Source organism: Alcaligenes faecalis (assembly GCF_005311025.1).
Classification (GTDB): Bacteria; Pseudomonadota; Gammaproteobacteria; order Burkholderiales; family Burkholderiaceae_B; genus Alcaligenes; species Alcaligenes phenolicus.
In genome coordinates, this window is record NZ_CP031747.1 from 2,295,485 (window position 1) to 2,316,566 (window position 21,082).

General features: G+C 57.0%; 23 protein-coding genes and 1 riboswitch. Of the genes, 12 read left to right on the forward strand and 11 right to left on the reverse strand.

Annotated features, from left to right (window positions below):
• Positions 1-32: 32 nt before the first annotated feature.
• From D0C27_RS10465 to D0C27_RS10485, 5 genes are all read right to left on the reverse strand, one after another.
• Positions 33-1,553, reverse strand: coding sequence for a tripartite tricarboxylate transporter permease (locus tag D0C27_RS10465; protein ID WP_021446689.1), 1,521 nt, complete (start codon positions 1,551-1,553; stop codon positions 33-35).
• 3 nt (positions 1,554-1,556) lie between these two features.
• Positions 1,557-2,006, reverse strand: coding sequence for a tripartite tricarboxylate transporter TctB family protein (locus D0C27_RS10470; RefSeq protein WP_026482781.1), 450 nt, complete (start codon positions 2,004-2,006; stop codon positions 1,557-1,559).
• A 147-nt stretch (positions 2,007-2,153) separates the two neighbouring features.
• Positions 2,154-3,512 carry a sensor histidine kinase gene (locus D0C27_RS10475; RefSeq protein ID WP_137430936.1) on the reverse strand — a complete coding sequence of 453 codons (1,359 nt, stop codon included), beginning with the start codon at positions 3,510-3,512 and terminating at the stop codon, positions 2,154-2,156.
• Positions 3,505-4,224 (reverse strand): response regulator transcription factor, encoded by a 720-nt coding sequence (locus tag D0C27_RS10480; RefSeq protein WP_035268013.1) that lies wholly within the window; start codon positions 4,222-4,224, stop codon positions 3,505-3,507. The genes D0C27_RS10475 and D0C27_RS10480 overlap by 8 nt, the downstream gene beginning before the upstream one ends.
• A gap of 301 nt (positions 4,225-4,525) precedes the next feature.
• Entirely contained in the window at positions 4,526-5,524 is a 999-nt protein-coding gene (locus D0C27_RS10485) for an AraC family transcriptional regulator (RefSeq protein ID WP_088452662.1), read from the reverse strand.
• Positions 5,525-5,585: 61 nt separating this feature from the next.
• Here D0C27_RS10485 and D0C27_RS10490 point away from each other — a divergent pair, with 61 nt between their 5' ends.
• A complete protein-coding gene (locus D0C27_RS10490) occupies positions 5,586-6,803 on the forward strand; it encodes an MFS transporter (protein ID WP_137430937.1) in 1,218 nt (405 codons plus the stop codon).
• A 78-nt stretch (positions 6,804-6,881) separates the two neighbouring features.
• Here the strand turns inward: D0C27_RS10490 and thiD are convergent, their stop codons facing one another.
• The gene (gene thiD / locus D0C27_RS10495) at positions 6,882-7,706 is read right to left on the reverse strand and encodes a bifunctional hydroxymethylpyrimidine kinase/phosphomethylpyrimidine kinase (RefSeq protein ID WP_035268007.1); all 825 of its coding nucleotides are present in this window, start codon (positions 7,704-7,706) and stop codon (positions 6,882-6,884) included.
• Positions 7,703-8,176: an NUDIX hydrolase gene (locus tag D0C27_RS10500; RefSeq protein ID WP_137430938.1), complete on the reverse strand. Its 474-nt coding sequence runs from the start codon at positions 8,174-8,176 to the stop codon at positions 7,703-7,705. Before D0C27_RS10500 ends, thiD begins: the two co-directional genes overlap by 4 nt.
• Positions 8,177-8,220: 44 nt before the next feature.
• A riboswitch (TPP riboswitch) is annotated at positions 8,221-8,339 on the reverse strand.
• 132 nt (positions 8,340-8,471) lie between these two features.
• On the opposite strand from D0C27_RS10500, the gene D0C27_RS10505 reads away from it, so the two are divergent.
• The 5 genes from D0C27_RS10505 (at position 8,472) to D0C27_RS10525 (ending at position 14,178) form a co-directional block, all read left to right on the forward strand.
• Positions 8,472-9,404 (forward strand): LysR family transcriptional regulator, encoded by a 933-nt coding sequence (locus D0C27_RS10505; RefSeq protein WP_035268005.1) that lies wholly within the window; start codon positions 8,472-8,474, stop codon positions 9,402-9,404.
• Positions 9,405-9,520: 116 nt separating this feature from the next.
• A complete protein-coding gene (locus D0C27_RS10510) occupies positions 9,521-11,626 on the forward strand; it encodes an FUSC family protein (RefSeq protein WP_240688239.1) in 2,106 nt (701 codons plus the stop codon).
• On the forward strand, positions 11,619-11,813 hold the full coding sequence (locus D0C27_RS10515) for a DUF1656 domain-containing protein (protein WP_137430939.1): 195 nt from the start codon (positions 11,619-11,621) through the stop codon (positions 11,811-11,813). Before D0C27_RS10510 ends, D0C27_RS10515 begins: the two co-directional genes overlap by 8 nt.
• Positions 11,806-12,735: a biotin/lipoyl-binding protein gene (locus D0C27_RS10520; protein WP_137430940.1), complete on the forward strand. Its 930-nt coding sequence runs from the start codon at positions 11,806-11,808 to the stop codon at positions 12,733-12,735. The genes D0C27_RS10515 and D0C27_RS10520 overlap by 8 nt, the downstream gene beginning before the upstream one ends.
• Before the next feature lie 9 nt (positions 12,736-12,744).
• Positions 12,745-14,178 carry an efflux transporter outer membrane subunit gene (locus D0C27_RS10525; RefSeq protein WP_238441660.1) on the forward strand — a complete coding sequence of 478 codons (1,434 nt, stop codon included), beginning with the start codon at positions 12,745-12,747 and terminating at the stop codon, positions 14,176-14,178.
• Between the two features lie 15 nt (positions 14,179-14,193).
• On the opposite strand, the gene D0C27_RS10530 is transcribed toward D0C27_RS10525, so the two are convergent.
• Positions 14,194-14,583, reverse strand: a complete 390-nt coding sequence (locus tag D0C27_RS10530; RefSeq protein WP_083053701.1) for a tautomerase family protein — start codon at positions 14,581-14,583, stop codon at positions 14,194-14,196.
• 6 nt (positions 14,584-14,589) lie between these two features.
• On the reverse strand, positions 14,590-14,967 hold the full coding sequence (locus tag D0C27_RS10535; protein ID WP_083053700.1) for a hypothetical protein: 378 nt from the start codon (positions 14,965-14,967) through the stop codon (positions 14,590-14,592).
• 592 nt (positions 14,968-15,559) lie between these two features.
• On the opposite strand from D0C27_RS10535, the gene D0C27_RS10540 reads away from it, so the two are divergent.
• On the forward strand, positions 15,560-16,105 hold the full coding sequence (locus D0C27_RS10540) for a cytochrome b (RefSeq protein WP_009454631.1): 546 nt from the start codon (positions 15,560-15,562) through the stop codon (positions 16,103-16,105).
• A 3-nt stretch (positions 16,106-16,108) separates the two neighbouring features.
• On the forward strand, positions 16,109-17,041 hold the full coding sequence (locus D0C27_RS10545; protein WP_137430941.1) for an NAD(P)H-dependent flavin oxidoreductase: 933 nt from the start codon (positions 16,109-16,111) through the stop codon (positions 17,039-17,041).
• A 57-nt stretch (positions 17,042-17,098) separates the two neighbouring features.
• Here D0C27_RS10545 and D0C27_RS10550 read toward each other — a convergent pair whose 3' ends face one another.
• Positions 17,099-18,022, reverse strand: a complete 924-nt coding sequence (locus tag D0C27_RS10550; protein WP_240688240.1) for a LysR family transcriptional regulator — start codon at positions 18,020-18,022, stop codon at positions 17,099-17,101.
• A gap of 81 nt (positions 18,023-18,103) precedes the next feature.
• Complete coding sequence (locus tag D0C27_RS10555) at positions 18,104-18,892, reverse strand: AraC family transcriptional regulator (protein WP_137430942.1); 789 nt, start codon at positions 18,890-18,892, stop codon at positions 18,104-18,106.
• Positions 18,893-18,985: 93 nt separating this feature from the next.
• On the opposite strand from D0C27_RS10555, the gene D0C27_RS10560 reads away from it, so the two are divergent.
• The 4 genes from D0C27_RS10560 (at position 18,986) to D0C27_RS10575 (ending at position 21,048) form a co-directional block, all read left to right on the forward strand.
• Positions 18,986-19,240 (forward strand): hypothetical protein, encoded by a 255-nt coding sequence (locus D0C27_RS10560; RefSeq protein WP_009454626.1) that lies wholly within the window; start codon positions 18,986-18,988, stop codon positions 19,238-19,240.
• 156 nt (positions 19,241-19,396) lie between these two features.
• Complete coding sequence (locus D0C27_RS10565; RefSeq protein ID WP_060185918.1) at positions 19,397-19,783, forward strand: hypothetical protein; 387 nt, start codon at positions 19,397-19,399, stop codon at positions 19,781-19,783.
• A 189-nt stretch (positions 19,784-19,972) separates the two neighbouring features.
• Positions 19,973-20,509, forward strand: a complete 537-nt coding sequence (locus tag D0C27_RS10570) for a dihydrofolate reductase family protein (protein WP_035267990.1) — start codon at positions 19,973-19,975, stop codon at positions 20,507-20,509.
• Positions 20,506-21,048, forward strand: coding sequence for a TetR/AcrR family transcriptional regulator (locus D0C27_RS10575; RefSeq protein WP_137430943.1), 543 nt, complete (start codon positions 20,506-20,508; stop codon positions 21,046-21,048). Before D0C27_RS10570 ends, D0C27_RS10575 begins: the two co-directional genes overlap by 4 nt.
• Positions 21,049-21,082 lie beyond the last annotated feature (34 nt).

Genomic DNA, 21,082 nt, shown 5'->3' on the forward strand with positions numbered 1-21,082 from the left:
CCTATCCCCCATGACTAGTGGTTGCCAGCGCTTCAAGCCTTGGCCAGGGCTCCCAGCTTCTTCTGGCTGTTCGAGCGCCAGAACGAGTAGCTCAGTCCCAGCATCAGCAAGATGCACGCAATGATAAAGACCATGCTGATCGGGCGCTCCAGGAAGATCATCGGATCACCACGCGAGAGCAGCAGGGCGCGGCGGAAGTTTTCTTCTACCATCGGTCCCAAGACAAAGCCCAGCAGCAAGGGGGCCGCCTCAAAGCGCAGGCGCATGAAGAAGTAACCCAGCACCCCAAACAGCAGCACGATATTCACATCGAACAGGTTGTTGTTGGTGCTATATACACCCACGCACACAAAGAACAGGGCAGCGGGGTACAGGTACTTGAAGGGCACGGACAGCAGGCGCACCCACATGCCGATCAAGGGCAGGTTCAGCACCAGCAGCAGGATGTTGCCCACCCAGAAACTGGCGATCAGGCCCCAGAACATATCGGCATGCTCGACCACCATTTGCGGGCCAGGCTGGATGCCGTGAATGATCAGCGCGCCCAGCATCAAGGCCATGACCGGGTCGCCGGGAATACCCAGGCTCAGGGTAGGAATGAAGCTGGTCTGGGTAGAGGCACTGGTGGCGGCTTCGGGCGAAGCAATGCCCTCAATCGCACCACGTCCAAAGCGCTCGGGGTTCTTGGCAACTTTCTTTTCCGTGGCGTAGGCAATGAAAGACGCAATGGTCGGGCCAGTGCCGGGCAGAATCCCGAAAGCCGCACCAATCGCAGTACCGCGCACCAGAGCGCCTTTGGATTGCTTGATATCGCCTTTTTCCGGACGCAGGGAACGGGTGGAGACTTTACCAATGGCCTTGGTGTGGCCGCTATTGATCCGGTTGATGTTCTTGAGAAAGTCCGCAATACCGAACAGGCCCATGGCCAGCGCCACAATCTGCAAGCCGTCCTGCAGTTCCGGAATATTGAAGTCAAAGCGCGATACACCACTGTTCACATCCGTACCGACCACGCCAAAGATCAAACCCATGACGACCATGGCCACGCCTTTGATGGCAGAACCTTTGGCCAGTGTGGCGCCGGCCAGCAGGCCCAGCATCATCATGGAAAAGTATTCAGCCGGGCCGAATTTGAAGGCAATATCGACCAGCGCGGGCGAGAACAGAATCATGGCCAGAATGCCGATGGTGGCTCCAAAAAAGGAGGACAACATCAACATGAACAGGGCCGATCCGGCCTTGCCGTTGCGGGCCATGGGGTTGCCGTCCAGACACGCCACCGCGTGCGAGGCGGTACCGGGCAGATTTAGCATGATGGAAGTAATACCGCCACCGTACTGGGAGCCATAGTAAATACCGGCCAACATAATCAGGGCGGCGGTCGGGGTCATGGCGTAGGTCAGGGGCAGCAGGATGGAGATGGCTGCCAGCACACCCATGCCGGGCAGCACCCCGATCAGGTTCCCCATGAACACGCCAAACACGGCCCACATCAGGTTGTCCAGTTGAAAGGCAACGCTAAAGCCGTGCATCAGGTTAGATAGAATTTCCATGGCTTAGCCCCAAGTGAACAGGGGGAATTGCAGCTCCAGCCCCCAGGAGAAAATAACCACACCCAGCAGCGTCACGAAAATGGACAGCAGCAGGGCGGTGAGCCAGGAATGTTCCTTGTCGCCCATGGCAGAGATGAACACCAGGGCAAAGGTGGCGGGAACCAGTCCGCCGTAGCGACCCAGAATAATGAAGGCGATGATGCCACCCACAATCGCCATCCAGCCACGCCATTGCGGCGGGCCGTAGTCCTCCTCCTGCTCATCGTCGTGCGCGGCGGTCTCTACAAACAGGTACAGAGCGCCCAGCACAATCATCACGATGCCCAGCAGAAACGGGAAGTAGCCCGGTCCCATGCGGGCCATGGTGCCCAAGGAGTATTTCTGTCCCATCAGGACGGTAAATACGCCTACTCCCACCATCAGGCCGGCTGAATAATATTTTTGTCTGCTCATGAATCTCCTCATTCCCCTAAAGCAAGCATGATTTTTATAAACCCTGAAAAAGAGCGATTAAAAATGAGGCTAGCTTAGCGGAGCAGGAGAGGGCTTAGGGTGACAGTTTCATTACCTTTTGGTCATGTTTGAATGGCTTGGTAAGGCTTAAACAGGCAGCACAATGGTGACTTTCAAGCCGGATACTCCTTTGGAGAAAATCAGCTCACCTCGGTGCAATTCAATAATGGCGGCAACGCTGGTTAATCCCAATCCAAATCCTTCACTATCATTATTGAATCTATAAAAATACTTGCCTACGTTTTCATATTCGCTTTCTGGTAATCCCGGGCCATCATCTTCCACAATGATGGAGACTTTATTGTCAAAGCGCTTTTTAATTTCTACGCTGGCATGGGAATGGGCGTATTTAACAGCGTTATCCACCAGATTGGCTAAAGCACTGGCTAATAAATTGCTGTCGCCATTAATAATGACTCTGTCGATTTTCTTTTTCTGCAGCGTGACGCCCTTTTCTTCAGCGAAAAAGCTGTACAAGTCCAGAACGTCTTCGGCAATCACTTCCAGATCGCAGGCCTTGAAGTTCTGTCTTTGCACACCGGCATTCAGCTCGGCAATTTGTAGCAGCTTGCCCAGCAGCACGCTCAGGTTCTCTACTTCTTCAATCGCGTCTTGCTGTGCTTCCCGGACATGCGGGGGGACGCCGGGCAGATTCTGGGTCTCGCGCAGCTTGCCAACGATGCGGGTAAGCGGGGTGCGGATATTGTGGGCCACGGTATCGGAGATATGCCGCGCGCCTTGCATCAGGCTCTCGATTTTGTCCAGCATGCGGTTGATGTCGTGGTGGATCAGACCAAAGACGTCCTCGCTCTCGGAGGTGATGCGCTTGGAAATATCCCCCGCACCCACCTGTTCCGTCAGCAGGCGGATGCGGCCCACACGGTATTTCAGCTCATTGCTAAAGACATAGGCGCCCAGAATTACCAGCATCAAGGCCAGGATCATGGAGGTGACGATGATGCGGCTAAGCATGGCACGCAGCTCGATCAAGGTGCCCAGCTCGTGGCCGACCACCAGGGTTTCGCCGCCGGACAGTTTGGTGACGCGGACATTGCCTTCGGATAGCGCGTCGATATGCTTGATCTGCACTTCCACCACTTGTCGTTCTGGCAGGTTGTTCAGGCCGGGGATCTCGCTGATATTGCCCACCAGGGTGTGATTGAATTCGTCCAGCAGCAGATAGATTTCCTGGCCCGAATCAATCCGGTCCGATAGGGTCAGCTCGATCATGCGCAGGATCTCTTCGCGCCCGCCGACTTCGTAGGCAATGCTAAGCCGCTGTACGGCGACGTTGATTTGCCGCAGGTGCTCGTCGCGCAAGGCTCCAAACACCTGAACGTAGAAGAAGCCGATTAAAAACAGCGTGGTGAAGATGGCCAGGATGCTGTAGTTCAAGGTCAGCCGGAAGGAGGTGGACTCCCACAGGCGTTTGATGAAATCAATCATCGCAGCGCTTTAGCTTGAAACCGTCGATGCTGTCCTTGTCGCTAAGTACATAGCCACGGCCACGCACGGTATGGATCAGGGGAGTGGCGCCTTCCTTGTCCACCTTGCGCCGCAAACGACTGACCAGCACATCAATCACATTGGATTGCGGGTCGAAGTTATAGCCCCAGACCACTTCCAGCAGCATGGTGCGGGTAACGATCTTGTGGCTGTTCATCAGCAGGTAGGACAGCAGCTTGATTTCGCGAGGTTGTAGTTCCAGCACCTCGTCGCCACGGGAGATTTTCTGGTTGCGGATATTCATGACCAGATCATCCACCTGCAGATTCTTGATTTCTGCATTGTCACTGCTGCGGCGTATCAGGGCGTGCAGGCGGGCGGCCAATTCCTGAAAGGAAAAGGGCTTGATTAAATAATCATCGCCACCGGCTTTCAAACCATCAACTTTATCGTCCACACCGGATAAGGCACTTAATACCAGTACGGGGACTTTTTTACCTAAAGATCGCAAAGTAAAAAGAATAGACAGGCCATCGACATTATTGGGAAGCATGCGATCAAGAATAATCACATCCCATACGTCTTTCATGGCATTTTCCAAACCGGAAACGCCATCATGACTGGTTACCACCGAATAGCCCAGCTCGGATAAGCCATTCACTAAATACCGGGCATTTTCCCGGTCGTCTTCAATCAGTAAGCAATTCCACATTTGGCTTCTCGGAGATTTATGAAGTGGCAGACTCATCCATTCCAGGAATGGATTGATCAAAAAGGCTAATGCCGACTATGAGGTGAACATGACAAAACGGTAATGTTTGATGTCAGGAAATATAAATATTGATTCATCCTGTTAACACCGTCATGTGCTCTGAATTATAGGAGTAATTAGTCAGCACATTATTCTAATAAAAATCTCAGGGCTGTCGGGCTGGAAATCCAGAAATGCGCCGGAAATTGTCTGGGATGCTTGTCTGGTGGCTAAAGCGTCTGTCCGGGAAGGAGGGGGCGGGTCAGGTTCTGGACTGCCGACTGGCACCGGGAGCCTGTCCTTTCAGACGCTTGTAGGCCCGGCTGAACGCCGCCTGTGAGGTATAGCCCAAACGCTGGGCAATCGTTTCAATAGGCAGTTTTTCCTGACTCAGCCATTGGCTGGCCAGACCCATGCGTAATTCTGTGGCGTAACGCAGTGGAGACATGCCCAAGGTGGCCTGAAAGCGTTGGGCAAAGACGGAACGAGACAGGTGAGATTGTGCTGCCAACTCTGCCACTGTCCATTCGTAGCCAGGTTGGCGGTGCAGGGCCAGAATGGAACGTGCCAAGCGAGGATCGCGCAAGGCAGCCACCAGGCCGGAAGCATTGCCGCAGCCGGATTCAATCCAGCCGCGAACAATCATGGCGGCCGCCACTTCGGCCAAGCGAGCCATGATGTCGGCATAGCCAATCCGGCCCGCGCAGATTTCCCCTTTCATGGAATCCAGAATGGGCAGCAGGCCAGGATAGTTTTGGGCCCCAGTATTGGCAATCATGGCGCTGGGCATGAGTTTGCCCAGTCCGTGCATGCCGCCCAGATCAAACTCCATGCAACCGTAGAACAAAATTGCGCTAGGGGTGGGGTAGGAACTAGGGCATGTGCTGACACCGCTGACGGCTTGTCCCAGTGGAGCGGCCTCAAAGCTGTCTATGTGTTGAACCGAGACTTCTTCTTTGGAGAGAATTTGATGGCTTTCACCTTGCGGTAGAAACACGGTGCTGCCTGCTGAAAGCTTGTGAATCGTGCCATCACGGGTACGTAGAAATGCCGAACCTACAGCCAGAAAGTGAAAGTAGGCATGACCGGGTCGTTCTTCAAAACCCAGCCCAAAATGAGGCCCAGTTTGAATCCGGCGGTATTGCACCCCACGCAAGCGCATACCGGTCAGCAGTTCACTGATCAGGTCGGAGGACAGGGCGAATTGTTCTTGCTCGGTCATGTTCGGCGTTTCGATCAAATTTTCAAGACTGATCATCATAGATCATCCGGTTTCTGATCTCTAGACTGGGAGCTGTTTTTGTTTCTCCAGGGAAGTAGCGATGAGTCGTGATGTATGTAATGCCAGTTTGCGGGCCCCGGTCATGGAACCTGCCTGGGTGGCTGTATTTTCATTGGCCATGGGTGTGTTTGGTTTGTTGACGGCGGAGTATTTGCCCGCCAGCTTGCTGACACCGATGGCCGTAGATTTGGGTGTATCGGAAGGCTTGGCAGGGCAGGCCGTCACAGTAACGGCGGTGGTCGCTTTGTTTTCGGGCCTGCTGGTTCCAGCGCTGACCCGTCGTTTTGACCGGCGTAATGTGTTGCTTGGTTTTACGCTGCTGATGATTGCATCGAACTTGCTGGTGGCGCTGTCCTCCAGCCTGACAGTGTTGCTCTTGATGCGGGTCTTGCTGGGGATTGCCCTGGGCGGCTTTTGGAGCATGGCGGCAGCCGTTGCCATGCGTTTGGTGCCGAACACATTAGTGCCGCGTGCCTTGTCGATTATTTTTAGCGGGATTGCCGTGGGGACGGTGGTTTCGGTCCCTTTAGGCAGTTATCTGGGGGGCCTGTTCGGCTGGCGCAGCGCGTTCTTTGCGGCAGCGGCGGTTGGTGTTTTGACCTTGGTGTTTCAGTGGCTGACCTTGCCCAGCATGGCACCGCGTCAGCATGCACGCACTGCAATGGTACTGGATTTGCTGCGCAGGCCCGGTATTGCGATCGGTATGTTTGCCTGTGTGCTGGCCCATGGGGGGCAGTTTGTCCTGTTCACCTTTATTCGTCCGGCGCTGGAAGGTTTTGCCTCTATTGATATGGATGGCTTGGCCTTGATGCTTCTGGGCTTCGGACTGGCGAATTTCGTAGGCACCTTGTTGGCGGGCTGGCTGATGGAACGCAGCTTGCGGGTGACTTTGGTCGTGATGCCCGCCTTGGTGGGTTTGGCGGCCTGGGGCATGGTCTGGCTGCCGGTGCACAATATGGGCTTGATGTGGCTGGTGGCGTTATGGGGACTGGCTTTCGGAGGGGTGCCAGTGGCCTGGTCCAATTGGGTGGCCAGCGCCATGCCCGATCAGGTGGAAGTGGCAGGCGGCATGGTGGTGGCGGCGGTGCAGTCCTCGATTGCTGCGGGGGCGGCAGTGGGTGGCTTCATGTTCGGCCTGGGCGGTGTTCCTATGGTGTTCCTCACGGGTGGGAGCGTGATGTTGTTTGCTGCGCTTTTGATTGCTTTACGGGTTACAGCGGATTGGCCGGCCTACCCCAGTGGGGAGCGGGCGCATTAAAAGGGGAGCCTGGGCCAGAGAGCCGGGCCGATTTGATGTGCTGCGGTCCACAGGTTGAAATCGGCCTGGCTTTTGAGTTCAAGATGTTTTGAGGGGTTCCAGCTTTGGCCACAAAGCATGGAAGTGATGGACCGGACCTTGCCCCAGGCCGATCTGCAATTGGTCAGCCGCGGCCAAAGCTCCATTCAAGTATTCCTTGGCCAAGCCTACCGCAGCCGGCACGCTGCGGCCCGGTAGCAGGGCAGCAATGGCGGAGGACAGCGAACAGCCCGTGCCATGCGTGTTGCGTGTCGGGATGCGAGGCGACTGAAAAACATGGCTTTGCCCCTGGCCTTGCAGCAAATCCACACTGTCCGGGCCATCCAGATGACCGCCCTTGAGCAGCACCCACTCAGGGCCCAGCAAGCACAGTTCGCTTAAGGTGCTGTGCATCTCTTGCAGCGAGGCGGGTTCCGGTTTGTGCAGCAGATCGCCCGCTTCGGGCAAGTTGGGGGTAAGCAGGGTACACATGGGCAGCAGCTTGTCGCGCACGATGGACACGGCTTCGGGGCTGAGCAAACGATCCCCGCTTTTGGCGACCATGACCGGGTCCAGCACAATCGGGCAGTCCAGACCGTGATGGTGCAGGCGGTCTGCAATTGCTTCCGCAATCCCTGCAGTGGCGATCATGCCGATCTTGATGGCATCCACGCGCACATCCTCAAACACCGCATCCAACTGGTCCGCCACAAAGTCCGGCTCTAGCGCCACAAAACGCCGCACACCCTGGGTGTTTTGCGCGACCACGGCGGTAATCACGCTCATGCCGTAAGCGCCCAAGGCATACATGGCTTTCAGATCAGCCTGAATACCGGCACCGCTGGTCGGGTCCGTGCCCGCAATACTCAAGACATTGGGAATCATGCTTGGCCTGCTTGATCTTGAGTGGCAGCCAATGCCAGTGCCCGACGGGCAACTCGGACTACATCAAAGCTGTGTGCCACATCCAGACTGTCCAGCTCCGCATTGCTGAACCAGCGCGCGTCCAGCGCATCATCGCCCGCTTGTGGCTCGCCTTGCTGCCAGCGGAACAGCACGGCAATCAGAATGAAATGCGAATAGGCCAAAGGTGTGGCGCTGGGTTCGCGGTCAAATACATCCAGCGCATCAAAGATCTGCATGGCCTGGCCTTGTACGCCGGTTTCTTCGGCCAGTTCCCGGTGGGCCGCCGCCATGATGGTTTCGCCCGCGCGAATCTTGCCGCCGGGAAAGGCCCAACGTCCTGCATCGGGCCTATTGGCGCGGCGTATCAGCAAAATCCGGTCTTGATGGATGACGGCAGCCAGGGTGGCGGCAACCGGGCCGACGGGGGAGGGAGAGTGGTCAGAAGACAAGATAGCAACTCCTAGTCAAGGATAGCCATCCGGCAGCAAGCGTCGAGCAGGTACAGACCCGTCCCTTCGCCGGCATGACCCGGATCAGGTTCAACGGGTCACTGCGGTGCAATCTGCTCGGGCAGTTTCTCAGCCTGCTCGCCAGGCTCCCCTCGGTGAAAAGACCGTTTCTGTAAAAACGGTCTGGGCGAGTATACCTGTCTTCGTACCCAGACATGGCAGGCGGGTGCATGCTTTGGGTATCATCTGAATGGCATTACGATTTCGTTTGACGCAACTATGAAAGGCTTCGACTATGGCTCGCCCTGACCTGAATTTATTGTTCGCACTGGATGCCTTGCTGGAGGAGGGCAGCGTCATGGGAGCGGCACGGCGCATGAATCTGAGCCCGCCTGCCATGAGTCGAACCTTGAGCCGCATTCGGGAGACGCTGGGTGATCCCGTGTTTGTGCAAGTGGGGCGCAAGCTGTTGCCTACACCCAGAGCCTATGCCTTGCGCGAACAAGTGCGGGCGGCGGTGGAGCAGGCGACTCAGGTGTTAAGTTCCAATACCGAGATTGATCTGCTGTCCCTGGAGCGCAGTTTCAATGTGCGTGCGACGGACGAATTTGTGAATGTGCATCTGGGCCATTTGCTGGAGGCCATGGCCAAGGAAATGCCCAAAGCCATGCTGCGCCTGTCTCCCGAAGAGGACGATATGGATGACGATGCCTTGCGTAGTGGCCGTATTGATCTGTTTATCAGCGCCTCACGCAAGCTGGCGCCGGATATTCACGTACAGCCCTTGTTCACGACGCATTTTGTGGGTGTCGCGCGGGAGCACCATCCTATCTTCGACAAAGATATTTCGCTGGAACGCTTTGTGCGCTGGGACCATATCAATGTGTCACGGCGGGGCAAGGGCCGATCCAACCTGGACGCCTTGTTGCAAGCCAGTGGCTTGCAGCGCAATGTGGCCTTGGTGGTGTCCAATCCCTACACCGCGCTGTTTGCCTTGCATGACTCCGATCTTTTGCTGCCGCTACCCAAGCATCTGGCAAGCAGTGCCAAAGCGGCGGGCTTGGCGATCCGAGTGTTTGATTTGCCTGTGCCCATGGAGACAGCCATGTTGGTGCAGGCCTGGCACATGCGCCTGCAGACAGATCCGGCCCACCAATGGTTACGCACGACCATCCATCGCTTGTGTACCGAGGACGATGCGCAGACGGCCAAACGCAGCAAGCTGTAATTTAAATTGGTTTTCAAGTGCGTTTCACGCACTTGAGTGAGTGCAATAAATTCACTTTTCGGACGCATTGGGGACTTTTATAGTGATTTTCATTCATCACTGTAAAGAGTCCTCTTGTGTCGTCTGCCAGTCCCTCACCGCAGTCTGCCTCCGGGCTGAAAGCCTTTCTTGTTCGGATGGGTCTGGCCCTCAGTTCCGTGGATATCACCAGCCCTCGTGCAGGCTACATCCTGCGTTCCATTCTGGCCGCGTGGCTGGCCTTGTCAGTAGCCTATTTGCTGGATCTGCATGCGCCTTTTTCTGCCGCATCCAGCGTGCTACTGGTGATCAATCCGGTGCAAGGCGCGGTGATAGGCAAGGGAACCTGGCGGGTGCTGGGAACCCTGGTCGGAATGCTGGCCGCCTTTGTGTTGATGAGTGCCTTCGGGCAGGAACCTTGGCTGTTCTTGCTGGGCTTTGCGTTCTGGCTGGGCCTGTGTGTGATGGCAATGGGTTTGCTGCGCCACTACAAGTCTTACGGGGCGGCCTTGGCAGGTTATACGGTTGGCCTGGCGGTATACGGCGCCATGGGGCAAGCGCAACTGAGCTTTGATCATGTTGTTGGGCGGGGTTCCTCGGTGCTGGTGGGCGTGCTGTGCCTGGGCGTGGTGTCTGCCTTGTTCAGTACCCGCAGCGTACGCAGTCGCTTGCAGGCCCAGTTATTGCGCCTGGCCTCGGAAACAGCCCGTGTACTGGCGGGCAGACAAGCGGCCCTTCATGCGTGCAAGACGGCAGAGAGTGAGCAGGAGCGTGTACGGCATCAATTGATGATGGATGTGTACGGGGCGGATGATTTGTTGTCGGTTGGCAAGGCGGAGTCTGCCGATTTGGCCGCCCGGGCAACCGCTTTGCGGCATGCCATTGCCTGCCTGTTTTCCGCCATGTTGGGGGGCGCGGGCCCGCTTCCGCAAACCTTGACACCCATGCCCGTCCTGGCGGCCTTGCGGCAAGAATGGGAGCAGGCCTGGAAGCAGGCTGCCCAACTGGTTTCACAGGGCCCGGACGGCTTGGAGCGGGCCAGTGCCGTGCTGATGCCGCTGCGTGCCCGCTTGCAGGAAATCTTGAATACCGGTCCTTTGGAGCGCCTGGCAGAACCGGCTCCGTTTCTGATTGCCGGGGATCGTCTGATTGAGCAGCTGGATGATTATCTGGCGGCCCTGGATAGCTTGCGTGCTCTGTATCGTTTGCCCACGCAAAGCACATATCCCGCCATTCCTTTTTATCGGGATATTTCGCTGGCACTGGAAAACGGGGTTCGCGCCATGCTGACGGTGCTCTTGGGGGGCACATTCTGGATTCTGACGGGCTGGACGGACGGCAATATGATGCTAGCCGGTCTGGCGGCAGCCTGCGCCTTGTTGTCCCCGGCACCCAATCCTCCTGCGGCGGCGATGGCGTTTATCAAGGGCATTGCGCTTTCGATTGTGGCGGCCTTTTTATGCACCTTTGTGGTCCTGCCTTTGATCGAAGGCTTGCCACTGCTGCTGATTGTGCTGGCGCTGTTCTGGTTACCCGCCATTTATGCCACCACGGTGCCCAAATACGCCATGGTCGGTGTGGCCTATCTGGTGTCGTTTACGACCTTGGCAGCGCCATCCAACCCCATGCACTACGACTTCGAACTGTTCGTGAATGGTTCTGTGGCCTGGTTGCTGTGCACTTTCTTTACCTTGCTGGGTTTTCAGCTGTTTTGGCCTCGCAAACTGAGTCGGGATCTAAGCCGTCTGCAAATGCGTATTCGCGCCAACAGTCTGGCGGTTCTGCGGGGCAAACGTTTCCAACCGCAGATCTGGCGCTGGCGACAGCAACATCGCCTTGCGCAATTGGGAGCCGGATTAAAGGCGCAGCCTGCGCAAATGCAGCAAGCCTTGTCGCAGGCTCTGGACAGCGTGCATCTGGGTTGGGAACTGCTGCGCTTGCAGTCGTATGTACGACAAGCCCAGGTGCCTGCCCATGTGTCCCAGCCCCTGAAAACTACCTTGCGTCATATGGCTCGCCGGGCTGATCAACCCCGTTTGGCAGCGCGCCATGCCCGGCGTCTTGCTCAGGCCGTGCAGTGCCGGGACGCTGAGCCGCAACATGATGGCCTGCGTCTGGCTGCTGTGCTGCTGGATATTGCGATGCTGCTGGAGCGCCACCCGGCGTCTGTTTCCCTTCAATCAGGAAGTGCTGTTCATGCTTAGTGAAGTTGCCCTGGCGGGCATGTATGTCCCGCCTTTTTTTGTCTACGTCTGCCTGGCGGTGCCTATTTATCTAGGGTTGCGTTACGTGCTGGTGCGCACGGGAGTGTTGCGCCATGTTTGGCACCCGGCCTTGTTTGAGTTTGCCTTGTCCTTGTCCCTTGTCTCGGCCTTGATTCTGTATGTCTAAATTTCCTGCTTTGATCAAGCCAGTCAGCCGGTTTGTGCTGACGGCCTTCTTGCTGTTGATAACAGCCTATTTGCTGATGGCTTTGTGGAACGCCTATGTGCGGGCGCCCTGGACGCGGGATGGCCGGGTCAGCGCACAAATTGTGCGTATCGCGCCCGAGGTCTCGGGGACGGTGCGGGAGATGGCGGTTACTGATAATCAGCGGGTTCACAAGGGGGATGTCTTGTATCGCCTGGACCCGGCGCGTTTTCAGCTGGCGCTGGAGCAGGCGCAGTCCGAACTGGCGGCGGCAACAGCCATCCTGAACCAGAGGGCGGCAGAGGCCAAACGCCGTCGCGGTATGGAAAGCCTGCTGCCTGCTGAAGAAATCCAGCAAGCTCAGCACGCAGTGCGTATTGCCCAGGCCGAGCAGCGCAGCCGGCAATTGGTTGTGGACGCGGCCAAGCTGGACCTGGAGCGTTCGGTGCTGTACGCGCCTGTTGATGGTTATGTGACTCGCCTGCGTTTGAACGCGGGTGATTATGCGGTGGCGGGGCAGGCCAATATGGCTTTGCTGGATGCCCATAGTTTCTGGATGACGGGCTATTTTGAGGAAACCAAGCTGCAGGGTATTGAGCCGGGAGCTGAGGCTCGTATTCGTTTGATGGGCTATGAAGGCTTGATAGCCGGCCATGTCAGCAGCATCGGGCGCGGTATTACTGATGCCAATCAGCAAGCGGATGCGCAGGGCTTGCCCAGCGTGGAGCCCAACTTCAGCTGGATTCGTTTAGCGCAACGGATTCCGGTACGGGTGGAGTTTGATGATTTGCCGGCGGATGTGCTGTTGGCGGCCGGGATGACAGGCAGTGTGGCTGTCGGCCCCGCGCTGGGTGCGGGCAGTGCACAAGGCCGCATCAGCTCCTTTTTGCAGCGCTGGCTTTAAGAGGCAGGTATGGATAATTTTTTGATGCCTGAACGTCACCGCGCACGCCGCTTTTTACCCTATGTGGTGCTGCTCCTGAGTTTGTCAGCTTGCACGACGGTAGGCCCGGATTATGTGGAGCCCAAACAGCCGCTTCCTGCGACGTGGCTACATGAACAAACAGGCTTTGCCAGGCAGGATCAGGACAGCTTGCGTCGCTGGTGGCAGCAATTCCAGGACCCGACGCTGGATGCGCTGGTGGAAAGAGCGTTGAGCCGTAATCAGGATCTGAATATTGCTGTGGCTCGTTTGAAGCAGGCCAAGGCGGAACGCGGCCAGATTGCAGCCGATCTTGGCCCCCAGGTATCAGCCGGGGCGTCGGGGCAGGCGCGCCGCAATAGTAAAGCTCTGGACTCGCCACCTGGAGGGGAGTTACGAAATTGGCAGTTGGGGCTGGATGTCAGTTGGGAGCTGGATTTGTTTGGTGGCACTCGCCGGGCGATAGAGGCCGCCGATGCCGGTATTGAAGCGTTGGCGCAGGACCACGGTGCTTTGCAGGTCAGCTTGATTGCCGAGTTGGTCAGCCATTACGCCGGTTTGCGGGCGACGCAAAGACGGCTGGATATTGCCAGGGACAATGTGCGCAATCTGCGCGATACCGAACAGTTGGTGGAGCAATCCCGACGTCGCGGGTTGGCTCGTCAGTCTGAACTTTTGCAGGCCAGAGCCGAGCGTGAAATGGCACAGGCGCAGCTCCCGATACTGGAAGCCGACATTGCCCGTTTCAGTCATGGCATTGGTGTGTTGGCGGGCGGCTTTCCGGGCGACTGGCATGCGGTTCTGACGCAACCCGCGCCTGCCTTGCCCGTGCCGCCGCAATTGCCCGCGTTCCTGCCCTCGGATCTGATTCGCTCCCGGCCAGACTTGCGAGCAGATGAACGGCGTTTGGCTGCGGCCACGGCGCATATAGGTCAAGCCCAGGCACAACGCTTTCCGACGTTCCGGATTCCCTTGGGAATAGGGACTGCCGTCAGCGTGATTCACGACATCTTTTCCAGTGCCAGTCTGTTGTGGGCGGCAGGGCTGCAAGCGGAGCACAGCTTGTACGATGGTGGCCTTGCGCAATCGGGCATCGAAGCGGCACAAGCGAAGGCGCAAGCCGCTGAACTGATTTATGAGCGTGATGTGCATCTGGCTTTGCGGGAGGTGGAAGATGCCTTGACCTCTCTGCATAGCCAGGTACAACGTCAGAAGTCTTTGCAGGCCGCACTGCTCGATAGCGAACAGGCTTTGGAGCACGCGACGCAACTGTATAAAGCAGGCTTAAGCGCCTACTTGCCGATCCTGGTGGCACAGCGTAGCGCCAATCAGGCACGAGATGCCTTGACGCTTAGCCAGTGGGACGAGGTATTGGCTGCCATTGCTCTGTATAAATCCCTGGGAGCAGGCTGGCAGGAAAGCTGAGACGCAGCAATCGGATTACAGCTCCCCCGTCAAAAACTGCGCTCGTCCACGCCCGAAGGACCAGTCTGCATCGCTGTTCTCGACCAGAGCAATGATCAGATCATTTGGCGAGACGCCACAGTTCTGCTCCAGCCGCTCTGCCAGCAAACGGTAGAACTGAATTTTTTGATTCTCGCTGCGGGGGCGGGACACGATGTGCAGCAGTACCACCTTGTCGCTACGCGGATAGCCCAGGCCGGTGTCTTCCAGTATCAGCTCGCCGGGACGATGCTGGGTCACGCACTGGTAGCGGTCGCTGGCGGGAACATCAAAGGCTTGCACCATGGCTTGATGCGCGGTGTCCAGCAGCAGGCGCAGCTCTTTGTCGTTGCGGCCTTGAATCAGATCAAATTTCAGTAGTGGCATGATGGTTCATTCTTGATTGGGGCTGCGGTCTGCAAGGCCGCCGGAAGTGATAGCCATATCGTCGTAAATCAGACGTTCGGCTTCGATTAGCAAATTCGATAACTGTTGATAGGCGGCGACCCATCCATCTATGAGCTCGTTGCTTGTCATCCTCGCGATCAGCTCTTCGCGTATGGCTTGCAGCTGGCAAGTGCTCATCATTGGGTCATGCTCGGGCTGGAACTGTCGAGCGAGGTGATTGTTGGCGATCTGGCTGGCCAAGGGGCTCATCGGTGGGGAGTCGCGCAGTATCAATTCATAAAAATAGGTGGTCAGGGCTTTGTCGCCGCTTGCCAGCAGCGGGGCAGCGGTCTTGATGATGTCGCGTTGAGCGTCCGTCACCATAAGATTCAAAAGCCGGGCAAGACGTGGCTTTTTTTACAGTGTTCAAGATAGACAGCTGGGCGAGTCATGGTTTCAGTCTCCTGGTTTGAGGGCGGGATAGCAGGGCTATCGATAGGGAAGATAGAAGACTGATTGGATCAAGTAAAATGATGAATAATGATTATATGAATCACTAATAATGATAAAAAAGCGATTCATGTAGGCGAGGCCTGGATGAGCCTGCGGTTTCTTGCGAACGATCAGCGGGTGTTACTTGTTGCCCTTGGATGGCTTGATGATGAAGGTTGCACGCCTGTCGCTTGGCGTTCTGAGAAGAACTTTCTGTTTATCAATCACTAAAAAAGATTTTATTAATCAGTATTCATCATTTTACTTGATCTGTTGCTGCGCCTATCGTCAGGGCTTCTAAACGACGGTTCTTGGCACAGCCAAGGCTCTGAGGCCACTGTGACACAGGCCCAGGCCTGCAGGCGACAAGGTGACTGCCGACACTGGCCGCTTGTACCTGTTGGGCAAGTGGCTCACGACGTATCACTCTTGGTATTGCACTGTAGAGGACTTGCCCCCCGGTGACCTTTTCAAGGAGCTAATCATGCAATTGCGAGACAACGGACTCAGGTTCTCGCCCATCACTATTGTGCTGCACTGGCTTGTAGCGGCCTTGCTGTTTTCCATTCTGGGCTTGGGGGTGGCCCTGGCCCAAAGCCCCGGCGATGTGCGATTGGTGCAGCTGCAAAATCTGCTGGGGACGCTGCTGTTCCTGATTTCCATCTACCGCTTCTGGGCGCGGGTGACTTCTTTTCACCCCTTGCCGGTGGGCTCGCCCAACCCGGTGGAAGTAATAGTGGCCCGCTCCGTGGCGACAGCCCTGGCCTTGGCGATGGTGCTGCTGCCCGTCGCCGTCTGGCTATCCCGTGCGGCGGCTGGCGTGGCGGTGGAGTTGCCCGGTGGCCTGGCGTTACCGACCGTGATCAGCCCGAATGAGCAGGTCAAAGCCGTGGTTGATGTGCTGTTCAATATTGGCGCCACAGCCTTTTTGGCAGGGCTGGCCTTGCACCTTTTCGGGGCATTCAAGAATCATTTTGTACTGAAGAATCTGGCCTTGCGTCGCATCTTGGGCAAACAGGTGGAGTTGTAAATCATGAGCGAAGCAAATCGAGACTTTGCGGGCAATGTCATCACGCAGATGTGCGGAGTGCAGTACCCGATTTTTCTGGCAGGCATGGCCGCTATTTCCGGGCCGCAACTGGTGGCGGCGGTAGCGAATGCGGGCGGGATGGGCGTGTTGGGCGGCTTGCGCCTGGCACCTTTGATGCTGCGTAAATGGCTGCGCGAAACCAGGGCACTGACGGACCAGCCTTTCGGGGTGAATGTAGTGCCGCAGTTTGGTGGCCCGGAGGTGTTCGAGGCTCAGTTTCAAGTGATCTTGCAGGAGCGGCCTCGCATCCTGTCGCTGTTCTATGCCGAGGACTATTCCGCCGACATGATTCCCCGCGCCAAAGACGCCGGCATGATTGTGATGGTGCAAACCGGCACGGTGGCTCTGGCTCGTAAAGCGATTGCGCATGGGGCCGACATTATCGTCGCCCAAGGCAGTGAGGCTGGTGGCCATCTGAATCGCGGCACCATTGGCCTGATGTCTTTACTACCCGCGATTCTGGACTGTGCGCAAGGTCGTCCCGTACTGGCGGCAGGCGGGATTACGACCCGCCAGGATGTCAGGGCGGCCATGAGCCTGGGGGCTTCCGGCGTATTGGTGGGCACGGCCTTTCTGGCCAGCAAGGAGTCCAACGCGCATCCGCTCTACAAGCAAAAGATTCTGGAAGCCAGCACGGACGATACGGAATATCGCACCGGCTATTCTTTTGGCTGGACGTACGGCACGCCGCATCGGGTGATTCCCAACCGCGACAAGTGGAATGTGCTGCGTTTGGTTGGGGGTGGGGTGCGGGCAATTGATAAGGACAGAATGGCCAGGAAACTGTCTTTGTATGCCGGTCAGGGCGTGGGCAAGATCCACAGCATTGTGCCTGCGGCAGAGCGGGTCGAGGAGCTGGTTTTGGGCTTGTCCTGACGCTTTACTGCGGCATAGCCTGTGCGGAGCGGCTGGACAGACCCACAGGCTGACCGGTCAACTCAACAGTGCGGCTTCGCCTTGATCCAGTTTCGGTAATTGGGCGAACTGCGCTTGAGCCAGGGCCACAAAGCTGCGCAGGGCCGAGCCAGGATTGGCATCAGCACGACGGATAAACACGGTTTTTACCCGCGCAACGTCAGGTGGCAGTTCGTGGCATTGCACGGGCAGGCGCAAGCTGCTGTTCTGGGCGACCGCTTTGGGCAGCAAGGTAATGCCCATGCCCGAGGCTACGCAGGACAGAATGCCGTCCAGTGTGCCCATTTCCATGATCTGGTTGGGCACCAGCCCAGCCTGATAAAACCAGTGTTCCAGCGTAGAGCGGTAAAAGCAGCCGGTTCTAAAGACCAGTACGGTTTGTTGGGGAATTTTTTCAATCAGGGCAGGCAGGGATTCCACCGCCTTGCTGCTGACCAGCACCAGTTCTTCTTCAAACACTTCTTCTTGAGTCAGGGCGGCGTTTTGATGAAAGCCACCGACAAACGCACCATCGAGCTGGTGGGTCTCAATGGCCTTGATCAGCTCGGCCGTGGTCCCGGTTTGCAAGGACAACTGAACCTGGGGATAGCGTTCGCGGTATTGGGTCAAAACCTGGGGCAGACGGATGGCGGCCGTGGTCTCCATGGAGCCCAGACGCAGCAGACCGCTGGGAGTGCCGGTGTCTTGCAGGGCGGCACGGCTTTCTTCGGTCAGTTGCAAGATACGGCGGGCGTAGGCCAGAAAGGTATGGCCAGCCGGAGTCAGTAACACACCACTTTTCTGGCGTATGAACAATGGCTGTTCCAGTTCGGCCTCCAGCTCTTTGATGCGCATGGTGACGTTCGATTGCACGGTGTGCACCTTCTGGGCAGCGGCAGTAAAGCTGCCATGCTCTGCAACCGCACAAAAAATCTGTAATTGGCGCATTTCCATCTCGGTCATCCCATGTCTGAAAGTGATGCGTGGATTATTACTCAATCACTTTATGGCATTCCTGATGAGTCGTAAAGCGGTTTGAGGGGCTTACAGTTGATTGCGGTAGTTCGCCGGGGTGTGACCAAAGCTGCGCCGAAACAGGCTGATAAAGGCGCTGGGGCTGGAATAACCCAGATCGTAGGCAATGGTAGCGACCGGCACACCGGCTGCCAGCATCTCCAGGGAGCGCATCAGGCGGGCGCGTTGACGCCAGGCGGTGAAGTTAAAGCCGGTTTCTGTCACGAAACGGCGGCTTAAAGTGCGCAGGCTGACCGCCGCCCAGTCGGCCCAATGTTCCATGCCCTGATTGTTGCTGGGGTCGGCAATCAGGGCGCGGGCAATGCGTTGCAAACGCGGGTCCTGGGGGAGCGGGAGCCCAAAAGGTTCGATGGGCAGACTGCGGATTTCGTCCAGAATGACGGAGGCAATATGAGCCTGGGCTTGGGGCAAGGGCGCGGCGGGAATCAAATCCCAGGAGCAGGCGCGCAGCACGGCTTCACGCAGCAGGCCGGAGGTGCGCAAGGTGCAGGCCTGGGAAGGCAGATCGGCGCAGGCCGCTTCGTCTATATAGACGCTCCAGCCATGAAAAGGGCCATGCGATTGGCCCGAGTGCAGGACGTGCGGCGGCAGCCAGACGGCATGGATGGCAGGTACTACCCAAACGGCGTCCTCCACTCCAACGGAAAGCAGGCCGCGCAGGGAGCCGAACAACTGCCCGCGAGCGTGTTGATGGGGGCGCGAGGACAGCTCCGAGTCATGGTTGCCGGTGACGGCGAACAGGACGGGGTGCTCGGGAAAGTTCAGAAAATCATGCAAACCAATCTTGCGTTCAGGCATGGCGTAATTTTGTTATCTATTGACCGATATAGTGTACAGCTGCCAAAACCTTTCTGCTTACACTGAAAACCTTGATGAATAAAGGAGTGACACATGCAAGCCCATGACATTCTTCCCGATCACGCCAGTGAAGTTCAGATTGATGGCACCACCATTCGCAAAGGCACGGTAGGCGCGTTTCTGGCTAATGCTGCTGCCTTGCGCCAGCCTGATGTCAGCGACGCTCAACGCCAGCGCGCCTTGAACGATATTGTGGCGGCCTTGCCGGCTCTGAAAGCACTAGGTTTGTTTGATGCCTTGGAGATTCGAGATCCCCAACTGCGCGATTTTGTGGAGTCCAGACTGTGATGAGAGGTGAAGGCGCAACGGTTCGACCGTATTTGTTGCGCGATACCGCTTGGCTGTATTTACCTAGCGGCTTGATGCATGCTTTCGGAAGCCCTCCGCATCTGGGCGTGCGCCGCTTCGATGTTGGCTGTCTTTATTGATGGCAAGGAGCCGCTTATGCAAGTTGATGACACGCAGTTTCCATTGGTGTTTCTAAGAGAACACAGCTCGCAGCAAACGCCGCAACAGGCGCAGGATCAATTGGAGGCCTTGTTGAATCGGGGCCAACGCTTTGTCTTGCTGACTGACAGGTTGGGCGGTGGGGACCATGCCCATGAGGAAAGCCACGAGGATCGCAAGCAACGCGCCTTGTTCTTCAAGCAGAACAAGCAGCGCTTGAAGGATTTGTGCGCTGGCATGGTAGTGATCAACAAGGGGCGGGCCATTCCTGCTGCAGCACGCCTGGCACAGCAGACCTTGGGCCGGGTGCTGGGCCTGCAATTCAGCTTTGTCGTTGATGAAGGCGAAGCCAGGCTTGAGGCCAGTCGGTTACTGGCCCGTTAAATTGCGGGCGGCATGGCTGCCAGAAAGAGGGTATTCGATCAACAGAGGGACCACAGGCCGTGTGATGCGGCCTGTTTTTTTGTGCGCTAAGGCAGACAGCGCTGGAGCGGGAGAGAGCTGAGCGCAGATTTTTATTTCCAGTTGCAGATTTATCTATAAAATATACACCGTATATATATAGGGTAGATCATGAGCACTGCACACGTTTTCATCGGAACCAGCCTGGACGGATTCATCGCCAAACCGGACGGCGACATTGCCTGGTTACTGGAGCGCAGCGATCCTGCGGAAGATCACGGCTATATGGCTTTTATTGCGGACAAGGATGCGGTGGTCATGGGACGTGGGACGTACGAGAAAGTCCTGACTTTTGACGTCTGGCCTTACCAGCTGCCTGTGGTGGTCTTGTCCAGACAACTGGCCGACACGTCGGTTCCTGAGCATCTGCAAGGCAAAGTCCGTTTCTCCCGCCAGACTCCCGAGCAACTGATGGAGCAATTGGCAGCAGAAAATCTGCAACGTATTTATGTAGACGGCGGCCAGCTTATCCAGTCCTTCTTGCGGGCTGGTCTGGTGCACGAGATGATTCTTTCCACCATGCCGGTTCTTATTGGTGAAGGCCGCCGACTGTTTGGCGATGTGAATCAGGATATGGATTGGCGTTTGCTCTCCAGCCAGAGCTTTCCTTCCGGCTTGGTACAGTCTCGTTATCAGTTCAAGTCATGAGCCGGGGGCGAGGACGTCCGGCTGGAGGTGCCGGCCTGACATTGGACGATATTCTGAACGCTGGGCTGGCGCTTCTGGACGAGGGCGGTGAGCAAGGTTTGAGTATGCGTGCTTTGGCGGCCCGTCTGGGCGTGACCCCCATGAGTCTGTACAACCACGTGCCGGATCGGGCAGGCTTGTTGCGCGTCTTGTCCGACCGGGTGTATGCCCAGGTGCTGCAAGGTCTGGATGAGCAGGAAGGCTCGGAACTGCGCCGGATTTTGCTGCGCTATCACCAGGCGGTTAGCCGTCATCCGCATTTGACCGTGGCCATCTTCAGCGATCCAGCTGCCTTTGCCGGGGTGACGCAGGAGATTACCCAGCGCTTGCGTAGCTTACTGGCGGACTGCACCGAGGAGCCGGAACTATGGCTGGGCATCTTGATCGACCATGCCCATGGTAGCGGTCTGCCTGCTTCTATTACGAAAGATGAAGCGGCACAGCGTGTTTATGAGCAGGCTTTGGATCGCTTGTTGATGGCGCTGAATGGTACGGCTTGAACCTGATTCGCCTGGATAGTCACGATGGTATGGC